Annotated in this window: 15 protein-coding genes; 7 read left to right on the forward strand and 8 right to left on the reverse strand. The window is 63.1% G+C overall.

Features of this window, described 5'->3' with window-relative positions; all coding sequences use genetic code 11:
- From ttgB to ACQKPS_RS15710, 5 genes are all read left to right on the forward strand, one after another.
- The gene (ttgB, locus tag ACQKPS_RS15690) at positions 1–3153 is read left to right on the forward strand and encodes a multidrug efflux RND transporter permease subunit TtgB (protein WP_254481256.1); all 3153 of its coding nucleotides are present in this window, start codon (positions 1–3) and stop codon (positions 3151–3153) included.
- Positions 3150–4604, forward strand: coding sequence for an AdeC/AdeK/OprM family multidrug efflux complex outer membrane factor (locus ACQKPS_RS15695; RefSeq protein ID WP_254481257.1), 1455 nt, complete (start codon positions 3150–3152; stop codon positions 4602–4604). Before ttgB ends, ACQKPS_RS15695 begins: the two co-directional genes overlap by 4 nt.
- A 237-nt stretch (positions 4605–4841) precedes the next feature.
- Entirely contained in the window at positions 4842–6098 is a 1257-nt protein-coding gene (locus tag ACQKPS_RS15700) for an OprD family porin (RefSeq protein WP_283723732.1), read from the forward strand.
- A 209-nt stretch (positions 6099–6307) separates the two neighbouring features.
- Complete coding sequence (locus ACQKPS_RS15705; protein ID WP_313202563.1) at positions 6308–7231, forward strand: LysR family transcriptional regulator; 924 nt, start codon at positions 6308–6310, stop codon at positions 7229–7231.
- A gap of 71 nt (positions 7232–7302) precedes the next feature.
- The gene (locus ACQKPS_RS15710) at positions 7303–7815 is read left to right on the forward strand and encodes a DUF962 domain-containing protein (protein WP_254481260.1); all 513 of its coding nucleotides are present in this window, start codon (positions 7303–7305) and stop codon (positions 7813–7815) included.
- Here the strand turns inward: ACQKPS_RS15710 and pcaC are convergent.
- The 7 genes from pcaC to pcaR all read right to left on the reverse strand — a co-directional run bounded on the left by pcaC (position 7812) and on the right by pcaR (position 15726).
- Positions 7812–8204, reverse strand: coding sequence for a 4-carboxymuconolactone decarboxylase (gene pcaC, locus ACQKPS_RS15715; protein WP_028635111.1), 393 nt, complete (start codon positions 8202–8204; stop codon positions 7812–7814). The genes ACQKPS_RS15710 and pcaC overlap by 4 nt on opposite strands.
- Positions 8205–8214: 10 nt before the next feature.
- The gene (gene pcaD, locus ACQKPS_RS15720) at positions 8215–9006 is read right to left on the reverse strand and encodes a 3-oxoadipate enol-lactonase (RefSeq protein ID WP_427604784.1); all 792 of its coding nucleotides are present in this window, start codon (positions 9004–9006) and stop codon (positions 8215–8217) included.
- Positions 9007–9017: 11 nt separating this feature from the next.
- Positions 9018–10370 (reverse strand): 3-carboxy-cis,cis-muconate cycloisomerase, encoded by a 1353-nt coding sequence (locus ACQKPS_RS15725; RefSeq protein ID WP_427604786.1) that lies wholly within the window; start codon positions 10368–10370, stop codon positions 9018–9020.
- 9 nt (positions 10371–10379) lie between these two features.
- A complete protein-coding gene (locus ACQKPS_RS15730; RefSeq protein WP_283723728.1) occupies positions 10380–11669 on the reverse strand; it encodes an MFS family transporter in 1290 nt (429 codons plus the stop codon).
- Positions 11670–11857: 188 nt separating this feature from the next.
- The gene (gene pcaF / locus ACQKPS_RS15735; RefSeq protein WP_177332383.1) at positions 11858–13063 is read right to left on the reverse strand and encodes a 3-oxoadipyl-CoA thiolase; all 1206 of its coding nucleotides are present in this window, start codon (positions 13061–13063) and stop codon (positions 11858–11860) included.
- 152 nt (positions 13064–13215) lie between these two features.
- On the reverse strand, positions 13216–14559 hold the full coding sequence (locus tag ACQKPS_RS15740; protein WP_427604788.1) for an MFS transporter: 1344 nt from the start codon (positions 14557–14559) through the stop codon (positions 13216–13218).
- Positions 14560–14850: 291 nt separating this feature from the next.
- Positions 14851–15726 carry a pca regulon transcriptional regulator PcaR gene (gene pcaR, locus ACQKPS_RS15745; protein ID WP_054885056.1) on the reverse strand — a complete coding sequence of 292 codons (876 nt, stop codon included), beginning with the start codon at positions 15724–15726 and terminating at the stop codon, positions 14851–14853.
- A gap of 457 nt (positions 15727–16183) precedes the next feature.
- Here pcaR and ACQKPS_RS15750 point away from each other — a divergent pair, with 457 nt between their 5' ends.
- Together ACQKPS_RS15750 and ACQKPS_RS15755 are read left to right on the forward strand one after the other, a co-directional pair.
- Positions 16184–16384, forward strand: a complete 201-nt coding sequence (locus tag ACQKPS_RS15750) for a hypothetical protein (protein WP_027917930.1) — start codon at positions 16184–16186, stop codon at positions 16382–16384.
- A 315-nt stretch (positions 16385–16699) separates the two neighbouring features.
- Positions 16700–18172 (forward strand): inorganic phosphate transporter, encoded by a 1473-nt coding sequence (locus tag ACQKPS_RS15755; RefSeq protein WP_027917931.1) that lies wholly within the window; start codon positions 16700–16702, stop codon positions 18170–18172.
- Between the two features lie 105 nt (positions 18173–18277).
- On the opposite strand, the gene ACQKPS_RS15760 is transcribed toward ACQKPS_RS15755, so the two are convergent.
- Positions 18278–19747, reverse strand: a complete 1470-nt coding sequence (locus ACQKPS_RS15760; protein ID WP_427604791.1) for a helicase HerA-like domain-containing protein — start codon at positions 19745–19747, stop codon at positions 18278–18280.
- Positions 19748–19900 lie beyond the last annotated feature (153 nt).

The following is a 19900-nucleotide window of genomic DNA, read 5'->3' on the forward strand; positions in this document are numbered from 1 at the left end:
ATGTCGAAGTTCTTTATCGATCGCCCGATCTTCGCCTGGGTGATCGCTTTGGTGATCATGCTGGTCGGCGCCTTGTCGATCCTGAAGCTGCCGATCAACCAGTACCCAAGCATCGCACCGCCGGCCATCGCCATCGCCGTGACCTACCCGGGCGCCTCGGCGCAGACCGTACAGGACACCGTGGTGCAGGTCATCGAGCAGCAGCTCAACGGTATCGACAACCTGCGCTACGTGTCGTCGGAAAGTAACTCCGACGGCAGCATGACCATTACCGCCACCTTCGAGCAGGGCACCAACCCTGACACCGCCCAGGTCCAGGTGCAGAACAAGCTGAACCTGGCCACCCCGTTGCTGCCGCAGGAAGTGCAGCAGCAAGGTATCCGCGTCACCAAGGCAGTGAAGAACTTCCTCCTGGTGATCGGCCTGGTGTCCGAAGACGGCAGCATGACCAAGGACGACCTGGCCAACTACATCGTTTCCAACATGCAGGACCCGATTTCGCGGACTGCCGGTGTGGGTGACTTCCAGGTGTTCGGTGCGCAGTACGCCATGCGTATCTGGCTCGATCCGGCCAAGCTGAACAAGTTCCAGCTGACCCCGGTCGACGTCAAGACCGCGGTGGCTGCACAGAACGTGCAGGTGTCCTCCGGCCAGCTCGGCGGGCTCCCGGCCATGCCAGGCACCCAGCTGAACGCGACCATCATCGGCAAGACCCGTCTGCAGACCGCCGAGCAGTTCGAGAAGATTCTGCTCAAGGTCAACAGCGACGGTTCGCAGGTGCGCCTGGGTGATGTTGCCCAAGTCGGCCTGGGCGGTGAAAACTATGCGGTCAGTGCCCAGTTCAACGGCAAGCCGGCTTCCGGCCTTGCAGTAAAACTGGCCACCGGCGCCAACGCCCTGGACACCGCCAAGGCCCTGCGCAAGACCATTGCCGACCTGGAACCGTTCTTCCCGCCAGGGGTGAAAGCGGTGTTCCCGTATGACACCACCCCGGTGGTCACCGAATCGATCAGTGGGGTGATTCACACCCTGATCGAAGCGGTAGTCCTGGTGTTCCTGGTGATGTACCTGTTCCTGCAGAACTTCCGCGCCACCATCATCACCACCATGACCGTCCCCGTGGTGTTGCTGGGTACCTTCGGCATCCTTGCCGCTGCGGGCTTCAGCATCAACACCCTGACCATGTTCGCCATGGTCCTGGCCATCGGCTTGCTGGTGGACGACGCCATCGTCGTGGTGGAAAACGTCGAGCGGGTGATGTCCGAGGAAGGCCTGCCACCCAAGGAGGCGACCAAGCGCTCCATGGAGCAGATCCAGGGCGCCCTGGTGGGCATCGCCCTGGTGCTGTCGGCGGTACTGCTGCCTATGGCGTTCTTCGGCGGCTCCACCGGTGTGATCTACCGGCAGTTCTCCATCACCATCGTATCGGCCATGGGCCTGTCGGTGCTGGTAGCGTTGATCTTCACCCCGGCATTGTGCGCAACCATGCTCAAGCCGCTGAAGAAAGGCGAGCACCACACCGCCAAAGGTGGCTTCTTCGGCTGGTTCAACCGCAACTTCGACCGCAGCGTCAATGGTTATGAGCGCAGTGTCGGCGCGATCCTGCGTAACAAGGTGCCGTTCCTGCTGGCCTATGCGCTGATCGTGGTCGGCATGATCTGGCTGTTCGCCCGTATCCCTACCGCGTTCCTGCCTGAAGAAGACCAAGGCGTACTGTTCGCCCAGGTGCAGACACCGGCTGGCTCCAGTGCCGAGCGCACCCAGGTGGTGGTCGACCAGATGCGCGAGTACCTGCTCAAGGACGAAGCCGACACGGTATCGTCGGTATTCACCGTGAACGGCTTCAACTTCGCCGGTCGCGGCCAGAGTTCGGGCATGGCGTTCATCATGCTCAAGCCGTGGGATGAACGCTCCAAGGAGAACAGCGTGTTCGCCCTGGCCCAGCGTGCCCAGCAGCACTTCTTTACCTTCCGTGACGCGATGGTGTTCGCCTTCGCCCCGCCTGCGGTACTGGAGCTGGGTAACGCCACCGGCTTCGACGTGTTCCTGCAGGACCGCGGCGGCGTCGGCCATGCCAAGCTGATGGAAGCGCGCAACCAGTTCCTGGCCAAGGCCGCACAAAGCAAGGTCCTCAGCGCCGTGCGCCCGAACGGCCTGAACGACGAGCCGCAATACCAGCTGACCATCGATGACGAACGTGCCAGCGCCCTCGGCGTGACCATCTCCGACATCAACAACACCCTGTCGATTGCCCTGGGTGCCAGCTACGTCAACGACTTCATCGACCGTGGCCGGGTCAAGAAGGTGTACATCCAGGGTCAACCCAACTCGCGGATGAGCCCGGAAGACCTGCAGAAGTGGTACGTGCGCAACGGCGCCGGCGAGATGGTACCGTTCTCGTCCTTCGCCAAGGGCGAATGGACCTACGGTTCGCCGAAGCTGTCGCGTTACAACGGCGTCGAAGCCATGGAAATTCTCGGTGCCCCGGCCCCAGGCTACAGTACCGGTGACGCCATGGCCGAGGTCGAGCGCATTGCCAGTGAACTGCCAAGCGGCGTCGGCTTCTCCTGGACCGGCACGTCCTACGAGGAAAAGCTCTCCGGTTCGCAAATGCCGGCGCTGTTCGCCCTTTCGGTACTGTTCGTGTTCCTCTGCCTGGCAGCGCTGTACGAAAGCTGGTCGATCCCGATCGCGGTGGTGCTGGTCGTACCGCTGGGTATTATCGGTGCACTGATTGCCACCAGCCTGCGCGGGTTGTCCAACGATGTGTACTTCCTGGTCGGCCTGTTGACCACCATCGGCCTGGCGGCGAAGAACGCGATCCTGATCGTCGAATTCGCCAAGGAACTGCACGAGCAGGGCCGCAGCCTGTACGACTCGGCCATCGAAGCGTGCCGCATGCGTCTGCGCCCGATCATCATGACCTCGCTGGCGTTCATCCTCGGCGTGGTACCGTTGACCATCGCCAGCGGCGCCGGCGCCGGCAGCCAGCACGCCATCGGCACGGGTGTGATCGGCGGCATGATCAGTGCGACCGTGTTGGCAATCTTCTGGGTACCGCTATTCTTCGTCGCAGTGTCGTCGCTGTTCGGCAGCAAAGAGCCGGATAAGGACGCCACCCCTGAAACTCCACGTTATGAGGCTGGGCAATGACCAAGTCTTTGTTGTCCCTGGCGGTAACCGCTTTCATTCTCGGCGGCTGCTCGCTGATCCCTGACTACCAGACCCCGGAATCGCCGGTGGCTGCGCAGTGGCCGCAAGGCCCTGCGTACTCGCCGACCCAGTCGGCCGACGTCGCCGCCGCCGAACAGGGCTGGCGCCAGTTCTTCCACGACCCGGCACTGCAGCAGCTGATTCAGACCTCGCTGGTGAACAACCGCGACCTGCGTGTGGCGGCGTTGAACATCGACGCCTACCGCGCCCAGTACCGCATCCAGCGGGCCGACCTGTTCCCGGCGGTTTCGGCCACCGGCAGCGGCAGCCGCCAGCGCGTGCCGGCGAACATGTCGCAAACCGGTGAATCCGGCATCACCAGCCAGTACTCGGCCACCCTGGGTGTCAGCGCCTATGAGCTGGACCTGTTCGGCCGCGTCCGCAGCCTGACCGAGCAGGCCCTGGAAACCTACCTGTCCAGCGAGCAGGCGCGTCGCTCTACGCAGATCGCCCTGGTGGCCAGCGTGGCCAACGCCTACTACACCTGGCAGGCCGACCAGGCCCTGTTCAAGCTGACCGAAGAGACGCTGAAGACCTACGAGGAAAGCTACAACCTCACCCGTCGCAGCAACGAAGTCGGTGTGGCTTCGGCGCTCGACGTCAGCCAGTCGCGCACCGCCGTGGAAGGCGCACGGGTCAAGTACTCGCAGTACCAGCGCCTGGTGGCGCAGGACCTCAACAGCCTGACCGTGCTGCTGGGTACCGGCATTCCCGCCGACCTGGCCAAGCCGCTGGATCTCGATGCCGACCAGCTGGCCGAAGTGCCGGCCGGCCTGCCGTCCGATATCCTGCAGCGTCGCCCGGACATCCAGGAAGCCGAGCACCTGCTCAAAGCCGCCAATGCCAATATCGGTGCCGCCCGTGCGGCGTTCTTCCCGAGCATCAGCCTGACCGCCAACGCCGGCAGCCTGAGCCCCGACATGGGCCACCTGTTCGCCGGCGGCCAGGGCACCTGGCTGTTCCAGCCACAGATCAACCTGCCGATCTTCAACGCCGGCAGCCTGAAGGCCAGCCTGGACTACTCGAAGATCCAGAAGGACATCAACGTCGCCAAGTACGAAAAAACCATCCAGACGGCCTTCCAGGAAGTCTCCGATGGCCTGGCGGCGCGCAAGACCTTCGAAGAGCAGCTGCAGGCGCAACGCGACCTGGTGCAGGCGAACCAGGACTACTACCGCCTGGCCGAACGCCGCTACCGCATCGGTATCGACAGCAACCTGACCTTCCTCGATGCCCAGCGTAACCTGTTCAGCGCCCAGCAATCGCTGATCACCGACCGCCTCTCGCAGCTGACCAGCGAGGTCAATCTGTACAAGGCGCTTGGCGGTGGCTGGTACGAGCAGAGTGGCCAGGCCAACCAGCAGGCTTCGGTGGACACACCAAAGGGCTGATCGACCCGCAACAGCCTCAAGCCCAGCCTCGTGCTGGGCTTTTTATTGTCCACCATTAACCAACTGGAACATAGCGTTCGATTATCGCCCAATACCGTTTGCGGCGAATTGCCTCACCCCCGGCCAGCCCCGCACCATCCCCCACGCAACGCTTCGCACGTTCATCAAAGACCCGCACCTGCAGGCCGCATCCTGCCGAGTAGCGGGTCGCCCATAAAAACAAGAGATTTACGACAGATGAGCACTTCGCAACCCGCACGCCAGCTGCTGCCCGGCCTGTTGGCCATTTCTTGCGCCCTGCCTGTATACGCCGCCGACAATGGCGGGTTCCTGGAGGACGCCAAGGCCAGCCTCAACCTGCGCAACTTCTACATCAACCGCAACTTCGTCGACCCGGCTCATCCTCAAGGGAAGGCGGAAGAATGGACCCAGAACTTCATCCTCGATGCCCGCTCCGGTTTCACCCAAGGCACCGTCGGCTTCGGCATTGACGTGCTCGGCCTGTACTCGGTCAAGCTGGACGGCGGCAAAGGAACCACCAACACCCAGCTGCTGCCCGTGCATGACGATGGCCGCCCCGCCGATGACTTCGGCCGCCTGGGCGTGGCCTTGAAAGCCAAGGTCTCCGAGACCGAACTGAAAGTCGGCGAATGGATGCCGGTACTGCCAATCCTGCGCTCGGACGACGGTCGCTCGCTGCCGCAGACGTTCCGTGGTGGCCAGCTCACCTCGAAAGAGATCGAAGGCCTGACCCTGTATGCCGGCCAGTTCCGCGGCAACAGCCCGCGCAACGACGCCAGCATGGAAGACATGTCGCTCAATGGCCGCGCGGCCTTCACCTCCGACCGTTTCAACTTTGGCGGCGGTGAATACACCTTCAACGACAAGCGCACCATGATCGGCTTGTGGGACGCCCAGCTCAAGGACATCTACCGCCAGCAGTACCTCAACGTGGTGCATAGCCAACCGTTGGGCGAATGGACCCTGGGGGCCAACCTGGGCTATTTCTGGGGCAAGGAAGACGGTGCCGAACGCGCAGGCCAGCTGGACAACAAGACCGCCTCGGCGATGCTGTCGGCGCGCTACAAGGGCAACACCTTCTACGTCGGCTTGCAGAAGGTCAGCGGGGACAATGCCTGGCTGCGGGTCAACGGCACCAGTGGCGGCACCTTGGCCAACGACAGCTACAACTCGAGCTTCGACAACGCCAAGGAACGCTCCTGGCAGGTCCGCCATGACTTCAATTTCGTCAGCGTCGGCATCCCCGGCCTGACCCTGATGAACCGCTACATCAAGGGTGACAATGTCACCGCCAGTGGCGTGACCGACGGCAAGGAATGGGCGCGGGAAAGCGAGCTGGCCTATGTGATCCAGTCTGGCACCTTCAAGGACCTGTCGGTGAAATGGCGTAACTCCACCATGCGGCGGGATTTCAGCACCAACTCGTTCGATGAGAACCGGTTGATCGTGAGCTACCCGCTGAACCTCCTCTGAATCCGCTCGCCTCATCGCGGGTAAACCCGCTCCTACCGGTACTGCGCAGTTTCAGAAGCTGTGCGGTACCTGTGGGAGCGGCTTTAGCCGCGAAGAGGCCAAGCGCCCAAAAAAATAACCAAAAGGCATAAACAAATCCAAAAACCTTCTTTGACGACATATGAAACAGTCGGTTAAATCGAGCCCTGTTCCCGCCGCAGAGCCTCGACATGGACCTTCGCCAGCTGCGCTACTTCATCGCCCTCACTGAATACCGCAGTTTCGTCCGCGCCGCCGAAGCCATGGGCATCACCCAACCCGCCTTCAGCCGGGCCATCCAGGGCCTCGAACAGACTTTCGGCTGCCCCTTGATAGATCGCGCCAGCAAAGCCTTGCACCCTACTCCCGAAGGCCTGGTGGTGCTGCAGCACGCCCGCCGCCTGGTGCAAGGCGCCAACCAGTTGAGCAATGAAGTCCTGCAAATGACCAAGCTCGACGCGGGTGAACTGCATTTTGGCAGTGGCCCGGCGCTGGCCGTGCGCCTGGTCCCCCAGGCACTGCAGCATTTTATCGCCAGCCACCCCGGCATCCGCACGGCACTGATGGTGGACAATGCCGAGCGCCTGGGCCAGGCCCTGCGTCGCGAACAGATCGAGTTCTTCGTTGACGATATCCGCCCCTTCGAAGCCGACCCCAACTTCCATACCGAACCGCTCACGCCACGCCCCGGGCTGTTCTTCTGCCGCCCCGGCCACCCGCTCCTGGCCAAGGACAGCCTCTCGACCAACGACCTGTTCGCCTACCCCTTGGCCAGCGCCCTGCTTGCGCCCGGCGTGCGCAAACGCCTGGCCAACCTGAGCGGGCGCAGCGATTTCATCCCGCACCTGCAGACCGAGCACCTGGCGGTGTTGCGCAGCGTGGTGCTGGCCAGCGACGCCGTGGGCACGGCCAGCGAAGAAGCCGTGGCCGACGATCTCGCCAGTGGCCGCCTGGTACGCCTGCACTGGCGCAACCTGCCACCGGCACTGGAGGTGCTCAGCGTGCGCTGTGGGGTGGTCAGCCGCAGCGGCTACCGCTTGTCACCAGCGGCACGGGCGATGATCGAGACGCTGGTAGGGCTGGATGCGCCAATGCGCGCTGCTGCCATTCGCTGAACTGATGATGGTGGTGACCGCGGGCTATTCTCAGCTATATCCAGGCATCGGCCACACAGGGAGGAACAACAATGAAAAACCTCGTCGAACACCTGAGCCAGTACGCCAACTACCACCGAGACCCGCGCAACATCGCCACCCACTTCGTCGGCATTCCGCTGATCGTGGTAGCTGTCACTGTGCTGCTGTCGCGCCCCGGCTGGGACGTTGCAGGTATCTGGCTATCCCCCGCCCTGCTCGTTGCTGCCGCTGCCGTGCGCTTCTACCTGCGCCTGGACCTGCGCTTCGGCCTGGTCATGGGCCTGTTGCTGGGCCTGTGCCTGTGGCTCGGCCAGGCACTGGCCACGCAATCCACCGGCCTCTGGCTCAGCGCCGGGCTGGGTGCGTTCGTGGTGGGCTGGATCATCCAGTTCGTCGGGCATCATTACGAAGGCCGCAAACCGGCATTCATCGACGATATCAGCGGGCTGATCATCGGCCCGCTGTTCGTGGTGGCCGAAGCGGCATTCATGTTGGGCCTGTGCCCGGCGCTGAAACAGGCTGTGGAAGCCAATGCCGGGCCGGTGGCCGTGCGCGGGGTTTAACCCCGCGACTCTACGCCCAGCTCATCCCACACCGACTCGGCCAGGTGGAAGGTGGCATTGGCTGCCGGGATGCCGCAATAGATCGCGCTCTGCATGAGGACTTCCTTGATCTCGTCGCGGGTCACACCGTTGTTGGCTGCCGCGCGCAAGTGCAGCTTGAGCTCGTCATTGCGGTTCATGCCGATCAGCATGGCAATGGTGATCAGGCTGCGGGTGTGACGTGGCAGGCCCGGGCGGGTCCAGATGTCACCCCAGGCATGCCGGGTGATCATTTCCTGGAATTCGCCGTTGAAGTCGTTGAGCTTCTCCAGGCTGCGATCCACATGGGCATCCCCCAGCACCGCACGGCGAACCTGCATGCCAGCGTCGTAACGTTGTTTCTCATCCATGGCCAAATCCTCAGCGAGCCAGCAGGAAGTCGAGCACGCGGCGGCTGAATGCCTCGCCGATCTCGACGTTGGACAGGTGCGCGGCCGGGAACTCGGCGTAGGTGGCACCGATGATGCCGGCTTGCATGAAGCGGCCGTGCTCCGGCGTGGTGACCACGTCTTCGGTACCGGCGACGATCAGCGTCGCCACCTGGATGCGACCCAGTTGCTCACGGAAGTCGGCGTCACGCACCGCCGCGCAGTTGGCGGCATAACCTTCAGGGCTGGTTTGCGCCAGCATCTGGCAGATGCGCTGGGCTTGTTGCGGCTGGTTCTCGGCAAATGCGGGTGTGAACCAACGGGCGATGGAGGCATCGCGCAGGCCGACCATCGCTTGCTGACCGCCCTTGAGCACGGTGTCGATGCGGGTGTTCCACACCTCGTCGTTGGCGATCTTGGCTGCGGTGTTGCACAGGGTCAGGCTGTGCAGGCGCGCGCCTGCATGGATGCCCAGCCACTGGCCGATCAGGCCGCCCATGGACAGGCCGACGAAGTGCGCGTGCTGGATGTCCAGCGCGTCGAGCAGCGCCAGTACGTCCCGGCCCAGTTGCTCGATGCTGTACGGGCCCTCGGTGACCTGCGAAGCGCCGTGGCCACGGGTGTCGTAGCGCAGCACGCGGAAGTGTTCGCTCCACAGCGGGATCTGGCTGTCCCACATGCCCAGGTCGGTGCCCAGCGAGTTGGACAGGACCAGCACCGGAGCATCGGCCGGGCCGTCAAGTTGGTAGTTCAGTACGCCATCGGCCAGTTGCAAGTGCGCCACAGCGGTCTCCTTCAGGCAGTCAAACGTTGATGTTCGGCCACGGCGCGCGCCACCCAGACGCGAGCCTGGCCGAGGTAATGGGCAGGGTCGAGCAAGCGGTCTAGTTCTTCCGCACTCAGTTCGGCGCTGACCTGCGGCTCGTCACCCAGTACGGCGCGCAGATGACGCTGTTCGGCCACGGCCCGCTGGCAGCACTGCTCCAGCAGGTGGTGGGCGCGGTCACGGCCCAGGCGCTGGGCAAGCACGATGCTGACCGCTTCGGCCAGCACCAGGCCCTGGGTCAGGTCGAGGTTGCGGCGCATGCGCTCGGCATCCACTTGCATGCCTTCGGCGATCACCTGGGCCTGACGCAGGGCACCAGAGACCAGGCAGCAGATGTCCGGCAAGGTTTCCCATTCGGCATGCCACAGGCCGAGGCTGCGCTCGTGCTCCTGGGGCATGGCGGCGAACAGTGTCGAAAGCAGGCCCGGCACGCGGGTAGCGGCGCCGATCAGCACCGCCGCACCCACCGGGTTGCGCTTGTGCGGCATGGTCGAGGAACCACCCTTGCCCGGCGCGGAAGGCTCGAACACCTCGCTGGCTTCAGTCTGCATCAACAGGCTGACATCACGGCCGAACTTGCCCAGGCTGCCGGCAACCAGGCCCAGTACCGAAGCGAATTCCACCAGACGATCACGCTGGGTGTGCCAAGGTTGCTCGGGCAAGCTCAGCTTGAGTTGTTCGGCCAGCGCTTCAGCCACCGGCATGGCCTTGCTGCCCAGGGCCGCCAGGCTGCCCGAAGCACCGCCGAACTGCAGCACCAGCAGACGCGGGCGCAGTTCCTGCAGACGCTGGCGATGGCGAGTCAAGGCACCGAGCACGCCCGCCAGCTTCATGCCCAGCGTCACAGGCGTGGCATGTTGCAGCCAGGTACGGCCCACCAGCGGGGTATCGGCATGCTGCAAGGCCTGGCGCGCCAAGGTCTCGGCCAGCTTGGCGAGGTCGGCTTCGATCAGGTCCAGTGCATCGCGCAACTGCAAGACCAGCCCGGTATCCATCGCATCCTGGCTGGTGGCGCCCAGGTGCACGTAGCGTTCGGCTTCGGGCACGCCACTGGCGATCACCTTGCCTAGCGCCTTGACCAGCGGGATCGCCGAGTTGCCGGCAGTGGCGATGGCATCGGCCAGGGCGCGCACGTCATAGCGCTCGGCCTGGCAAGCTGCCTCGATGGCCGCCACGGCGCTGTGCGGTACCAGCCCGGCGGCGGCCTCGGCCCGCGCAAGCGCGGCTTCGAAATCGAGCATGCCCTGCAGCCGGCCACGGTCGGAGAACACTTCGCGCATGGCCGGCGCGGTGAAGTAGGCGTCGAACAATTGGTTGCTCATGCAACGTCCTTAATCATCGTGGTGCAGGTATTCCGCCTGCTTGGGCAGGCGCAGGCTGAACAGGAAGGCGATCGCCATCATGGCCGTCACGTACCAGTAAAAGGTGTTTTCCATGCCCATGGTCTTCAGGCCCAGGGCCACGTACTCGGCCGAACCACCGAACGCCGCGTTGGCCACCGCGTAGGCCAGGCCCACGCCCAGTGCACGGACCTGCGGCGGGAACATTTCGGCTTTCACCAGGCCACTGATCGAGGTGTAGAAACTGACGATGCACAGCGCCAGGGTGATCAGCACGAAGGCCATGAACGGACTGCTCACGGTCTTCAGCGCCATCAGCAGCGGTACGGTGAAGAGCGTGCCCAGCGCGCCGAACAGCAGCATCGAGTTACGCCGGCCGATGCGATCGGAAAGCATGCCGAAGAACGGCTGCATCACCATGTACAGGAACAGCGCTCCGGTCATCACGTAACTGGCGGTCTTCGCCGGCATGCCTGCCGTGTTGACCAGGTACTTCTGCATGTAGGTGGTGAAGGTGTAGAAGATCAGCGAGCCACCGGCGGTGTAGCCCAGTACGGTGATGAACGCTGCGGTGTGGTGGCGGAACAGCCCTTTGATGGTGCCGGCATCCTTGTCCTTGCGGGTTTCGGCGCTGCTGGTCTCGTGCAGCGAACGGCGCAGCATCAGCGAAATCAGCGCGGCGATGGCGCCCACTACGAAGGGAATGCGCCAGCCCCAGGCGCGCAGTTCTTCATCGCTCAGCAGTTGCTGCATGATGACTACCACCAGCACTGCCAGCAACTGGCCACCGATCAGGGTCACGTACTGGAACGAAGCGAAGAAGCCGCGCTGACCGCGCAGGGCCACTTCACTCATGTAGGTCGCGGTGGTGCCGTACTCGCCTCCCACCGACAGGCCTTGGATCAGCCGGGCGAGCAGCAGCAGCGCCGGTGCCCAGGCACCGATGCTCGAATAGGTCGGCAGGCAGGCGATCATCAGCGAGCCGAAGCACATCATCAGCACCGAGATCATCAGCGAATTCTTGCGGCCATGGCGGTCGGCCAGGCGGCCGAACAGCCAGCCACCGATCGGGCGCATCAGGAAACCTGCAGCGAAAACACCGGCCGTGTTGAGCAACTGCACGGTGGGGTCGTCGGAGGGGAAGAACGACGCGGCGAAGTAGATCGCGCTAAAGGCATAGACGTAGAAGTCGAACCATTCAACCAGGTTGCCCGATGAGGCACCAACTATGGCGAAAATGCGCTTGCTGCGCTCTTCACCGGTGTAATAGGTTGAGGTCATGGTGTGTTTACTCCTGAAGGGTCACAGGTAAGTCTAGACATACCCGGTAACACACTCGTTCAGCTTGCGGGCTGGCAATTGGCCTTGTGTCGAAAGTGCCGGCCTCTTCGCGGGTAAACCCGCTCCCACAAAGGGAGGCGTGGTTCCCCCTGTGGGAGCGGGTTTACCCGCGAAGAGGCCGGAGCTGATCAAACGCGTTCGATGGCCAACGCCAGCCCTTGGCCAACACCCACACACATGGTCGCCAGGCCCTTGCGGCCGCCACTCTTCTCCAGTTGGTGAAGTGCAGTCAGCACCAGACGCGCACCGCTCATGCCCAGCGGGTGGCCGAGGGCGATAGCGCCGCCGTTGGGGTTCACCTGCGGCGCGTCGTCGGCCACGCCCAGCTCACGCAATACCGCCAGGCCTTGGCTGGCAAACGCTTCGTTGAGCTCGATCACATCGAAATCACTGACTGCCACACCCAGGCGCTCGGTCAGCTTGCGTACCGCCGGCACCGGGCCGATGCCCATGACACGCGGCGCAACGCCGGCGCTGGCCATGCCCAGTACCCGGGCACGTGGTGTCAGGCCGTGTTTCTTCACCGCCTCGGCCGAGGCCAGGATCAGTGCCGCAGCGCCGTCGTTGACGCCCGAGGCGTTGCCGGCGGTAACCGTCTTGTCCGGGCCGTTGACCGGTTTGAGCTTGGTCAGCGCCTCCAGTGTGGTTTCCGGGCGCAGGTGCTCGTCACGCTCGACGATGGTTTCACCCTTCTTGTGGGCGATACGCACCGGCACGATCTCTTCGGCGAAAAAGCCGGCGGCCTGGGCCGCAGCCGCCTTCTGCTGGCTGCGCAGGGCGAAGGCGTCCTGGTCAGCGCGGGACACTTTGTAGTCGTCAGCCACGTTGTCGGCGGTTTCCGGCATGGCGTCGACCCCATACTGGCTTTTCATCAGCGGGTTGATGAAACGCCAGCCGATGGTGGTGTCTTCCAGCTTCATATTGCGCGAGTAGCCGCTTTCGGCCTTGCCCATGACGAACGGCGCACGCGACATCGACTCGACGCCGCCGGCAATCACCAGCTCCATCTCGCCGCTGGCAATGGCGCGGAAGGCCGTGCCGATGGCGTCCATGCCCGAAGCGCACAGGCGGTTGAGGGTCACACCTGGGACGCTCTCTGGCAGGCCGGCCAGCAACAGCGCCATGCGCGCGACGTTGCGGTTGTCTTCACCGGCCTGGTTGGCGCAGCCGAAGAATACTTCGTCGAGCTCGCCCCATTGGACCGAGGGGTTGCGTTCGATCAGCGCCTTCAGCGGCACGGCCGCCAGGTCGTCGGCACGCACGCCGGCCAGGGCTCCGCCGAAGCGGCCGATCGGGGTGCGGATGGCGTCACAGATAAATACTTCACGCATCAGGCTTCTCCTGCCAGGGGTGCTACGTTGAGCCCAGATTAAGGAGACACAGGGGTCGCTTACAATTCGATAATCGACTATATGTGCGATTATCGAACTAAATGTTGCCTTGCTATCCATCGCTGCTTACGGGGCCGCAGCGCAGCCCCGCCTGATCAGGTCGCGTCAGCGTGGCTCACCAGCCCCTTGACGATCACCCCCACCGTCGCCAGCGCCGCCGGCACCAGCAAGGCGGTCAGGACCTGCTCGAAATTCCAGCCCAGGCCCAACAGTGTTGCACCACTCCACGCCCCAAGGATGGCGCCGAAGCGGCCGATACCCAGCATCCACGATACGCCTGTGGCGCGGCCCTGGGTCGGGTAGAAGCGTGCGGCCAGCGACGGCATGGCCGACTGCGCGCCGTTGACGCACATGCCAGCCACCAGCACCAGGGTCGCGAGCACGGTGATATTGCCCAGGCTCTGGCCCACGGCGTAGGCAAACACCCCGGCCAACAGGTAGAAGATGCCAATGACCTTGTGCGGGTTGAAGCGGTCCATGGCCCAGCCTACCGCTACAGCGCTGAGCACGCCGCCGAACTGGAACAGCGCACCGATGAACGCAGCCTGCTCCATGCTGGCGCCACTGTCGCGCATCAGCGTCGGCAACCAGCTGGTCAGCAGGTAGACGATCACCAGGCCCATGAAGTAAGTCAGCCACAGCAGCACCGTGCCCAGGCCATAAGTACCCGAGAAGATCACCGCAAACACGTTGCGCGTCGCCACGGCCTTCTGCTCCGGCACGCTGAAGCTGGCCGCCTGTGCCACCACCGCCGGCGCGATCGGCGCCAGGGTCTTGCGCACCTTGTCGTTACCGCGGTTGCGCACGACCAGGAATCGTGCCGACTCCGGCAGCCAGACCATCAGCACCACGGCCAGCAGCAGCGGCAGCACGCCACCGACCACCAGCAGGCTGTGCCAGCCGTAGGCTGGAATCATCTTCGCCGATATGAAACCACCGCCGGCCATGCCCAGGTTGAAGCCGCAGAACATGCTGGTCACCAGCAGCGACTTGAGGCGCTCCGGGGTGTATTCGGACAGCAGCGTGGTGGCATTGGGCATCCCCGCCCCCAGCCCCAGGCCTGTCAGGAAGCGCAGCACCAGGAGCTGGTCAACATTGCTGGCATAGGCCGAAGCCAGGCTGAAACCACCGAACACCAGCACCGCACCGACCAGCACGCCCTTGCGCCCGAAACGGTCGGCCAGTGGCCCGGAACCCAGGGCACCGAACACCATGCCGATCAATGCGGCGCTCATTACCGGGCCGAGGCTGGCACGGTCGATGCCCCACTCTTGCGACAAGGCTGGCGCGATGAAGCCCATGGCAGCCGTGTCGAGGCCATCGAGGAAGACAATCAAAAAGCAGAGGATCACTACGCGCCACTGATAGCACGACAGCGGTTGTTCATTGATGAAGGACTGAACGTCGAGATTGTTCCCGACAGACTGTGGTTGGTTCATTGTTGTTATCCAGAAAGGGGGCACGGTCCGGCCACTGCACCAGGGTCGACAGTACAGGACTTGATAGCGATGAAGTGCGGCCTGAGTCAGCCTGGATACAACGGTACTGCGAACGGGTGCGGCCGCGGCAGTCGAGTGACAGTGGTCATGGGATGCGCCTCTTATGTTTTTCTTGTATCGGTCGGCTGAGCCGACCGTTGCGAGAGACATTAATCAGCGTTTGGAGGAGGCGCAATTGACCCGGAGCGACACTGTGCGTTTATCGAACAGGAAACAGTGTCGCCGATGCCGTCAGCCGAACAACTGGTGGCAGAGATCGCGGCTGGCCGCCAACAGGATCGGCAGGAAGCGTTGCTCCAGTTCACTGCGCGTCACCCGCCCGACGTGAGTGCTCACGTTCAGCGCCGCCAGCACCTGCCCGGACGCATCATAGATAGGCACGGCGATCGAGCGCAGCCCTTGTTCCAGTTCCTGGTCGACCACGCACCAACCCTGTTCCCGCACTTGCTGAATGCAGGCGAACAATGACTCCGGGTCATTCAGGGTACGGCTGGTGCGCGCCTTGAGGTCGGCACGGTCGAGGTATTCGCGCAGGCTGGTGTCATCCATCGCCGCCAGCAGGATACGGCCCATGGACGTGCAATAGGCCGGCAATCGCCCGCCTACCGACAGGTCGACCGAAATCAGCCGCTCCACCGTGGCCGAGCGGGCGATATACAGAATGTCGTCGCCTTCGAGGGTCGCCATGTTGGCAGCCTCGTGCAACTGGTCGCTGATGCGGTCCAGGTAGGGCTGGGCCGACACCGCCAGCGGTGTTGACGACAAGTAGGCATGGCCCAGGGTCAACACTTTCGGCAACAGCGAATAGGTACGCCCATCGGTGGTGGCGTAACCCAGCTTGATCAACGTGTGCAGGCAGCGGCGCACAGCGGCCCTGGGGATTTCCGTGCGATGGCTGATCTGAGCGATGGTCAGGTGGCGCTTGCGCTCCTGGAAGGCCTGGATCACCGCCAGGCCACGTGCCAGGGAAGTCATGAAATCAGGGTCACCGGTAAACGCCTGGATACGCTTGGCCGGCGAAGCCACGATCGGCGGTGCCAGCGCAGGTGCGCTTGGGCGGGGCGCTTCCGGGTTGGCAGTTTCGTTGGCCGTGGTTTCGTCGTTCATCGCTCACCTCAAATAAATCGCTGGCTCGTGCGATTATCGAACGAACGGCCGATAATCGCAATTGACCGCTGACAAATTTACTTATACCTTTCTCCTGCCACATGTGGCTTCTTTGGAGAGACTGGTCAGGTACCCACCGTAGAAGTCCCCAGGCAACGGCCTCGCCTCGTGCGGGGCCGTTTTATTTCTGCTTTTGGTTAAAAAAACAGTGAACTGCTGCAGGTGCTGTTTGCTCAAAGTTCGTACGAACCGCCAAGGTTGTTAAAACTTTGCACGCGCTTACATAAACACCCCTGTTTGACGATTTACTGATTGCTATAATCGATTCCGCTGGCCCGGATCGATACTCTGCCCCTGCAACACTGGCCCGGTTTCGTCCGCCCTCCAGCACGTCGCGTGTATGGGGAATCTGCCCTGTGCACAACACCAGCCCACTACTACTCATTCAGGTATTACCGTGACGAAAGATGAACTGCGCGCAGAACTCGAGCGCCAGGCAGAACGTTACAAGGAAGTTTACGGTGGTGAAGTCACCACGTATGCCGCGCAACCGGAACCGGAACGCAAGCCGTGGCGCAAACGTGCCACCGTCCAGGACCAGGCGTTCAGCCAGGAACTGGAAAAAATGGAAAAGGAACTGCGCAGCGAGCAACCTTGATCTGCCCGCTGCACTGCCATCACGTCGCGGGCGCAGCGCCCCCGACGCGGCTTATATTTACCGAAAAGCCGAGGATGAAATGGAATTACACAAATTTCATACGACCGTTTTAATTGTGACGGACCCAATCTTTTCCAGGACATTCGACCTTTTTTTGCCAATTTCGTGACTTTTACCGTTAGTTTTTCCGCCGAATCTGGCCACCTGTCAGGCTGAGAGGGCACTCACAACGTTGCCATCGGTCAGCAGTGGGTGCATCGATTGCCAAGGTTTTCTGGCATAATCCCGCCCCCCTATGACCGCCAGACAACCTTCATGATCGATTTATTCAGCGGACTGGATGCCTGGGTATTGGTGAGCCTGCTGCTCGCCCTGACCTTCGTGCTCGCATTCGAGTTCATCAATGGCTTTCATGACACCGCCAACGCGGTAGCCACCGTCATCTATACCAAAGCCATGCCACCACACCTGGCCGTGTTCTTTTCCGGGGTGTTCAACTTCCTCGGCGTTCTGCTCGGTGGTGTCGGGGTGGCCTACGCCATCGTGCACCTGCTGCCGGTCGAGCTGCTGATCAATGTGAATACCGGGCATGGCCTGGCCATGGTCTTCTCGCTGCTGGCCGCCGCCATCACCTGGAACCTCGGGACCTGGTACTTCGGCATCCCCGCCTCCAGCTCGCACACCCTGATCGGCTCGATCCTCGGGGTGGGCCTGGCCAATGCACTGATCAACGACATTCCGCTTGGCGATGGCGTCAACTGGCAGAAGGCGATCGACATCGCCATGTCGCTGGTGGTCTCGCCGATCGCCGGCTTCGCTGTCGCAGCCCTGGTGCTCATCGGCCTGAAATGGTGGCGCCCGCTGTCGAAGATGCATAAGACGCCTGAGCAGCGCCGCAAGCTCGACGACAAGAAGCACCCACCGTTCTGGAACCGCCTGGTCCTGGTGATTTCGGCCATGGGCGTGAGCTTCGTGCACGGCTCCAACGACGGCCAGAAAGGCATCGGCCTGATCATGCTGGTGCTGATCGGTATCGTCCCGGCCAAGTTCGTCCTCGACCTGAACAGCACCACCTACCAGATCGAGCGCACCCGCGACGCCACCTTGCACATGAGCCAGTTCTACCAGCGCAACGCCGCCACCCTCGGCGAGTTCCTGGCACTGGGCAAGGCCAAGTCGACCGACTTGCCGGAGCAGTTCAGCTGCAACCCGCAACAGACCGAACCGACCATTGCCGCCCTGCAGTCGTCGCTGCAAGGCGTGACCGATTACCATGCGCTGGATGCCGAGAAGCGTGTTGAAGTGCGCCGCTATTTGCTGTGCCTGGACGACACCGCGAAGAAAGTCGGCAAGCTGCCTGGCCTGGAGGCCCGTGAAAAAGCCGACCTCGAGAAGCTGCGCAAGGACCTGACCGCCACCACCGAATACGCCCCGTTCTGGGTGATCGTGGCCGTCGCCCTGGCGCTGGGCCTGGGCACCATGGTCGGCTGGAAGCGTGTGGTACTGACCGTCGGCGAAAAGATCGGCAAGCAGGGCATGACCTATGCCCAGGGCATGTCGGCCCAGATCACCGCGGCCTGCGCCATCGGCATGGCCAACGTGTTCGCCCTGCCGGTGTCGACCACCCATGTACTCTCGTCCGGCGTTGCCGGCACCATGGTCGCCAACAAGAGCGGCCTGCAAGGTGGCACCGTGAAGACCATCCTGCTGGCCTGGGTCCTGACCCTGCCCGCCTCGATGGGCCTGGCGGCCGGGCTGTTCTGGCTGGCCTCCAAGGCCCTGGCCTGAGCGATTTCGCTGCACTGAAGAAGGCGCCCTCGGGCGCCTTTTTCGTAAGTTTTTCCTGCACCGGCCCCTTCGCGGGCACGCCCGCGAAGGGGCCGGCACAGGCAGTCACTTCTTCTTGCCACCCAGCAACGACCCCATCAATCCACGCACCAGCTGCCGCCCCAACTGGTTGGCCGCCTGGCGCACCGCCGACTTGATCGCCTGCCCCGCCGCACTCTGCAAAAAGTCCCCTGCTTTGTCGGCGAAACTCTCTTCATTCGCTTTCGGCACCGGCTCCACCGCTTCACCTTTGCGCTGAGTCAGCATTTCATAGGCCGACTCCCGATCAATCGCTTTGTCATACCGCCCCAACAAGGGGGAAGCTGCGATCAAAGCACTGCGCTCCGGCCCACTCAATGGCCCGATCCGCGATTGCGGTGGCGCGATCAGCACCCGCTGGACCATCGCCGGCGTGCCCTTGTCTTCCAGGGTGCCCACCAAGGCCTCGCCAATTCCCAGTTCAGTCAGCACCGCCAGGCTGTCGAACGCCGGGTTGGGGCGAAAGCCATCAGCCACGGCCCTGAGTGACTTCTGCTCCTTGGCCGTGAAAGCGCGCAGGCCGTGCTGGATACGCAACCCTAACTGGGCCAGGACACTGTCGGGCAAGTCCCCCGGCGACTGGGTGACGAAATACACGCCAACGCCCTTGGAGCGGATCAGCCGCACCACTTGCTCCAGACGGTCCTGCAGCGCCTTCGGCGTGCCATTGAACAACAAGTGAGCCTCATCGAAGAACAGCGCCAGCACCGGCTTGTCGGCATCACCGCGTTCCGGCAACTGCTCGAACAACTCGGCCAGCAGCCACAGCAGGAAGGTCGCGTACACCTTCGGCGCCTCATGCACCAGCCGGCTGGCGTCGAGCAGGTGGATACGCCCGCGGCCATCGGCATCCGGCCGCAACAGGTCTTCCAGTTGTAGCGCCGGCTCGCCAAACAGCGCCTCGGCCCCCTGCTGCTCCAGCGTTGCCAGCCGGCGCAGCAGGGCCTGGGTCGAGCCAGTGGTCATCAATGCGCTGTCTTCGCCCAGCAGTTGCGGGTTGTCCTTCAGGTGCGCCAACAGGGCCTTGAGGTCTTTCAGGTCGAGCAGCAGCAACCCTTCGCGATCCGCCACCTTGAATGCCGCATACAGGGCGGCCTGCTGGCTGTCGGTCAACTCCAGCAGATTGCCAAGCAGCAGCGGGCCCATTTCGCTGAGCGTGGTACGCAACGGGTGGCCGGACTGCCCCGCCACATCCCAGACCGTTAACGGATAGGCTTTGGGTGTATGCCCAAGCCACGGCATGCCAGCGATGCGCTCGGCCACTTTGCCTTGTGGCGCGCCTGCAGCACCCAGGCCGCACAGGTCGCCTTTGACGTCTGCCGCGAACACCGCCACCCCGGCATCGCTGAACACCTCCGCCAGGTGCTGGAGGGTCACGGTTTTGCCAGTACCCGTAGCACCGGCGACCAGGCCATGGCGATTGGCCAGGCGCATGGCTTGCTGGACTGGCTGACCGCTTGGGTCAGCACCTACAACTATGGTCGAAGTATCCGACATCTCTCTCATCCCCCGCTCAAGCTTTGGCTTAATTCGGCCGATACCATTGGGTGATATTCGCCTTAATAGACAGGAGCAACCGAAAAGGACTTTTCGGGATGTTGCACTGTTTGCAGCGATACCGTGCGAACGCCCGATAAAACCTTAGCGGAA

This window comes from Pseudomonas sp. NPDC086566 (genome assembly GCF_050280885.1).
GTDB classification, from domain to species: domain Bacteria; phylum Pseudomonadota; class Gammaproteobacteria; order Pseudomonadales; family Pseudomonadaceae; genus Aquipseudomonas; species Aquipseudomonas vlassakiae.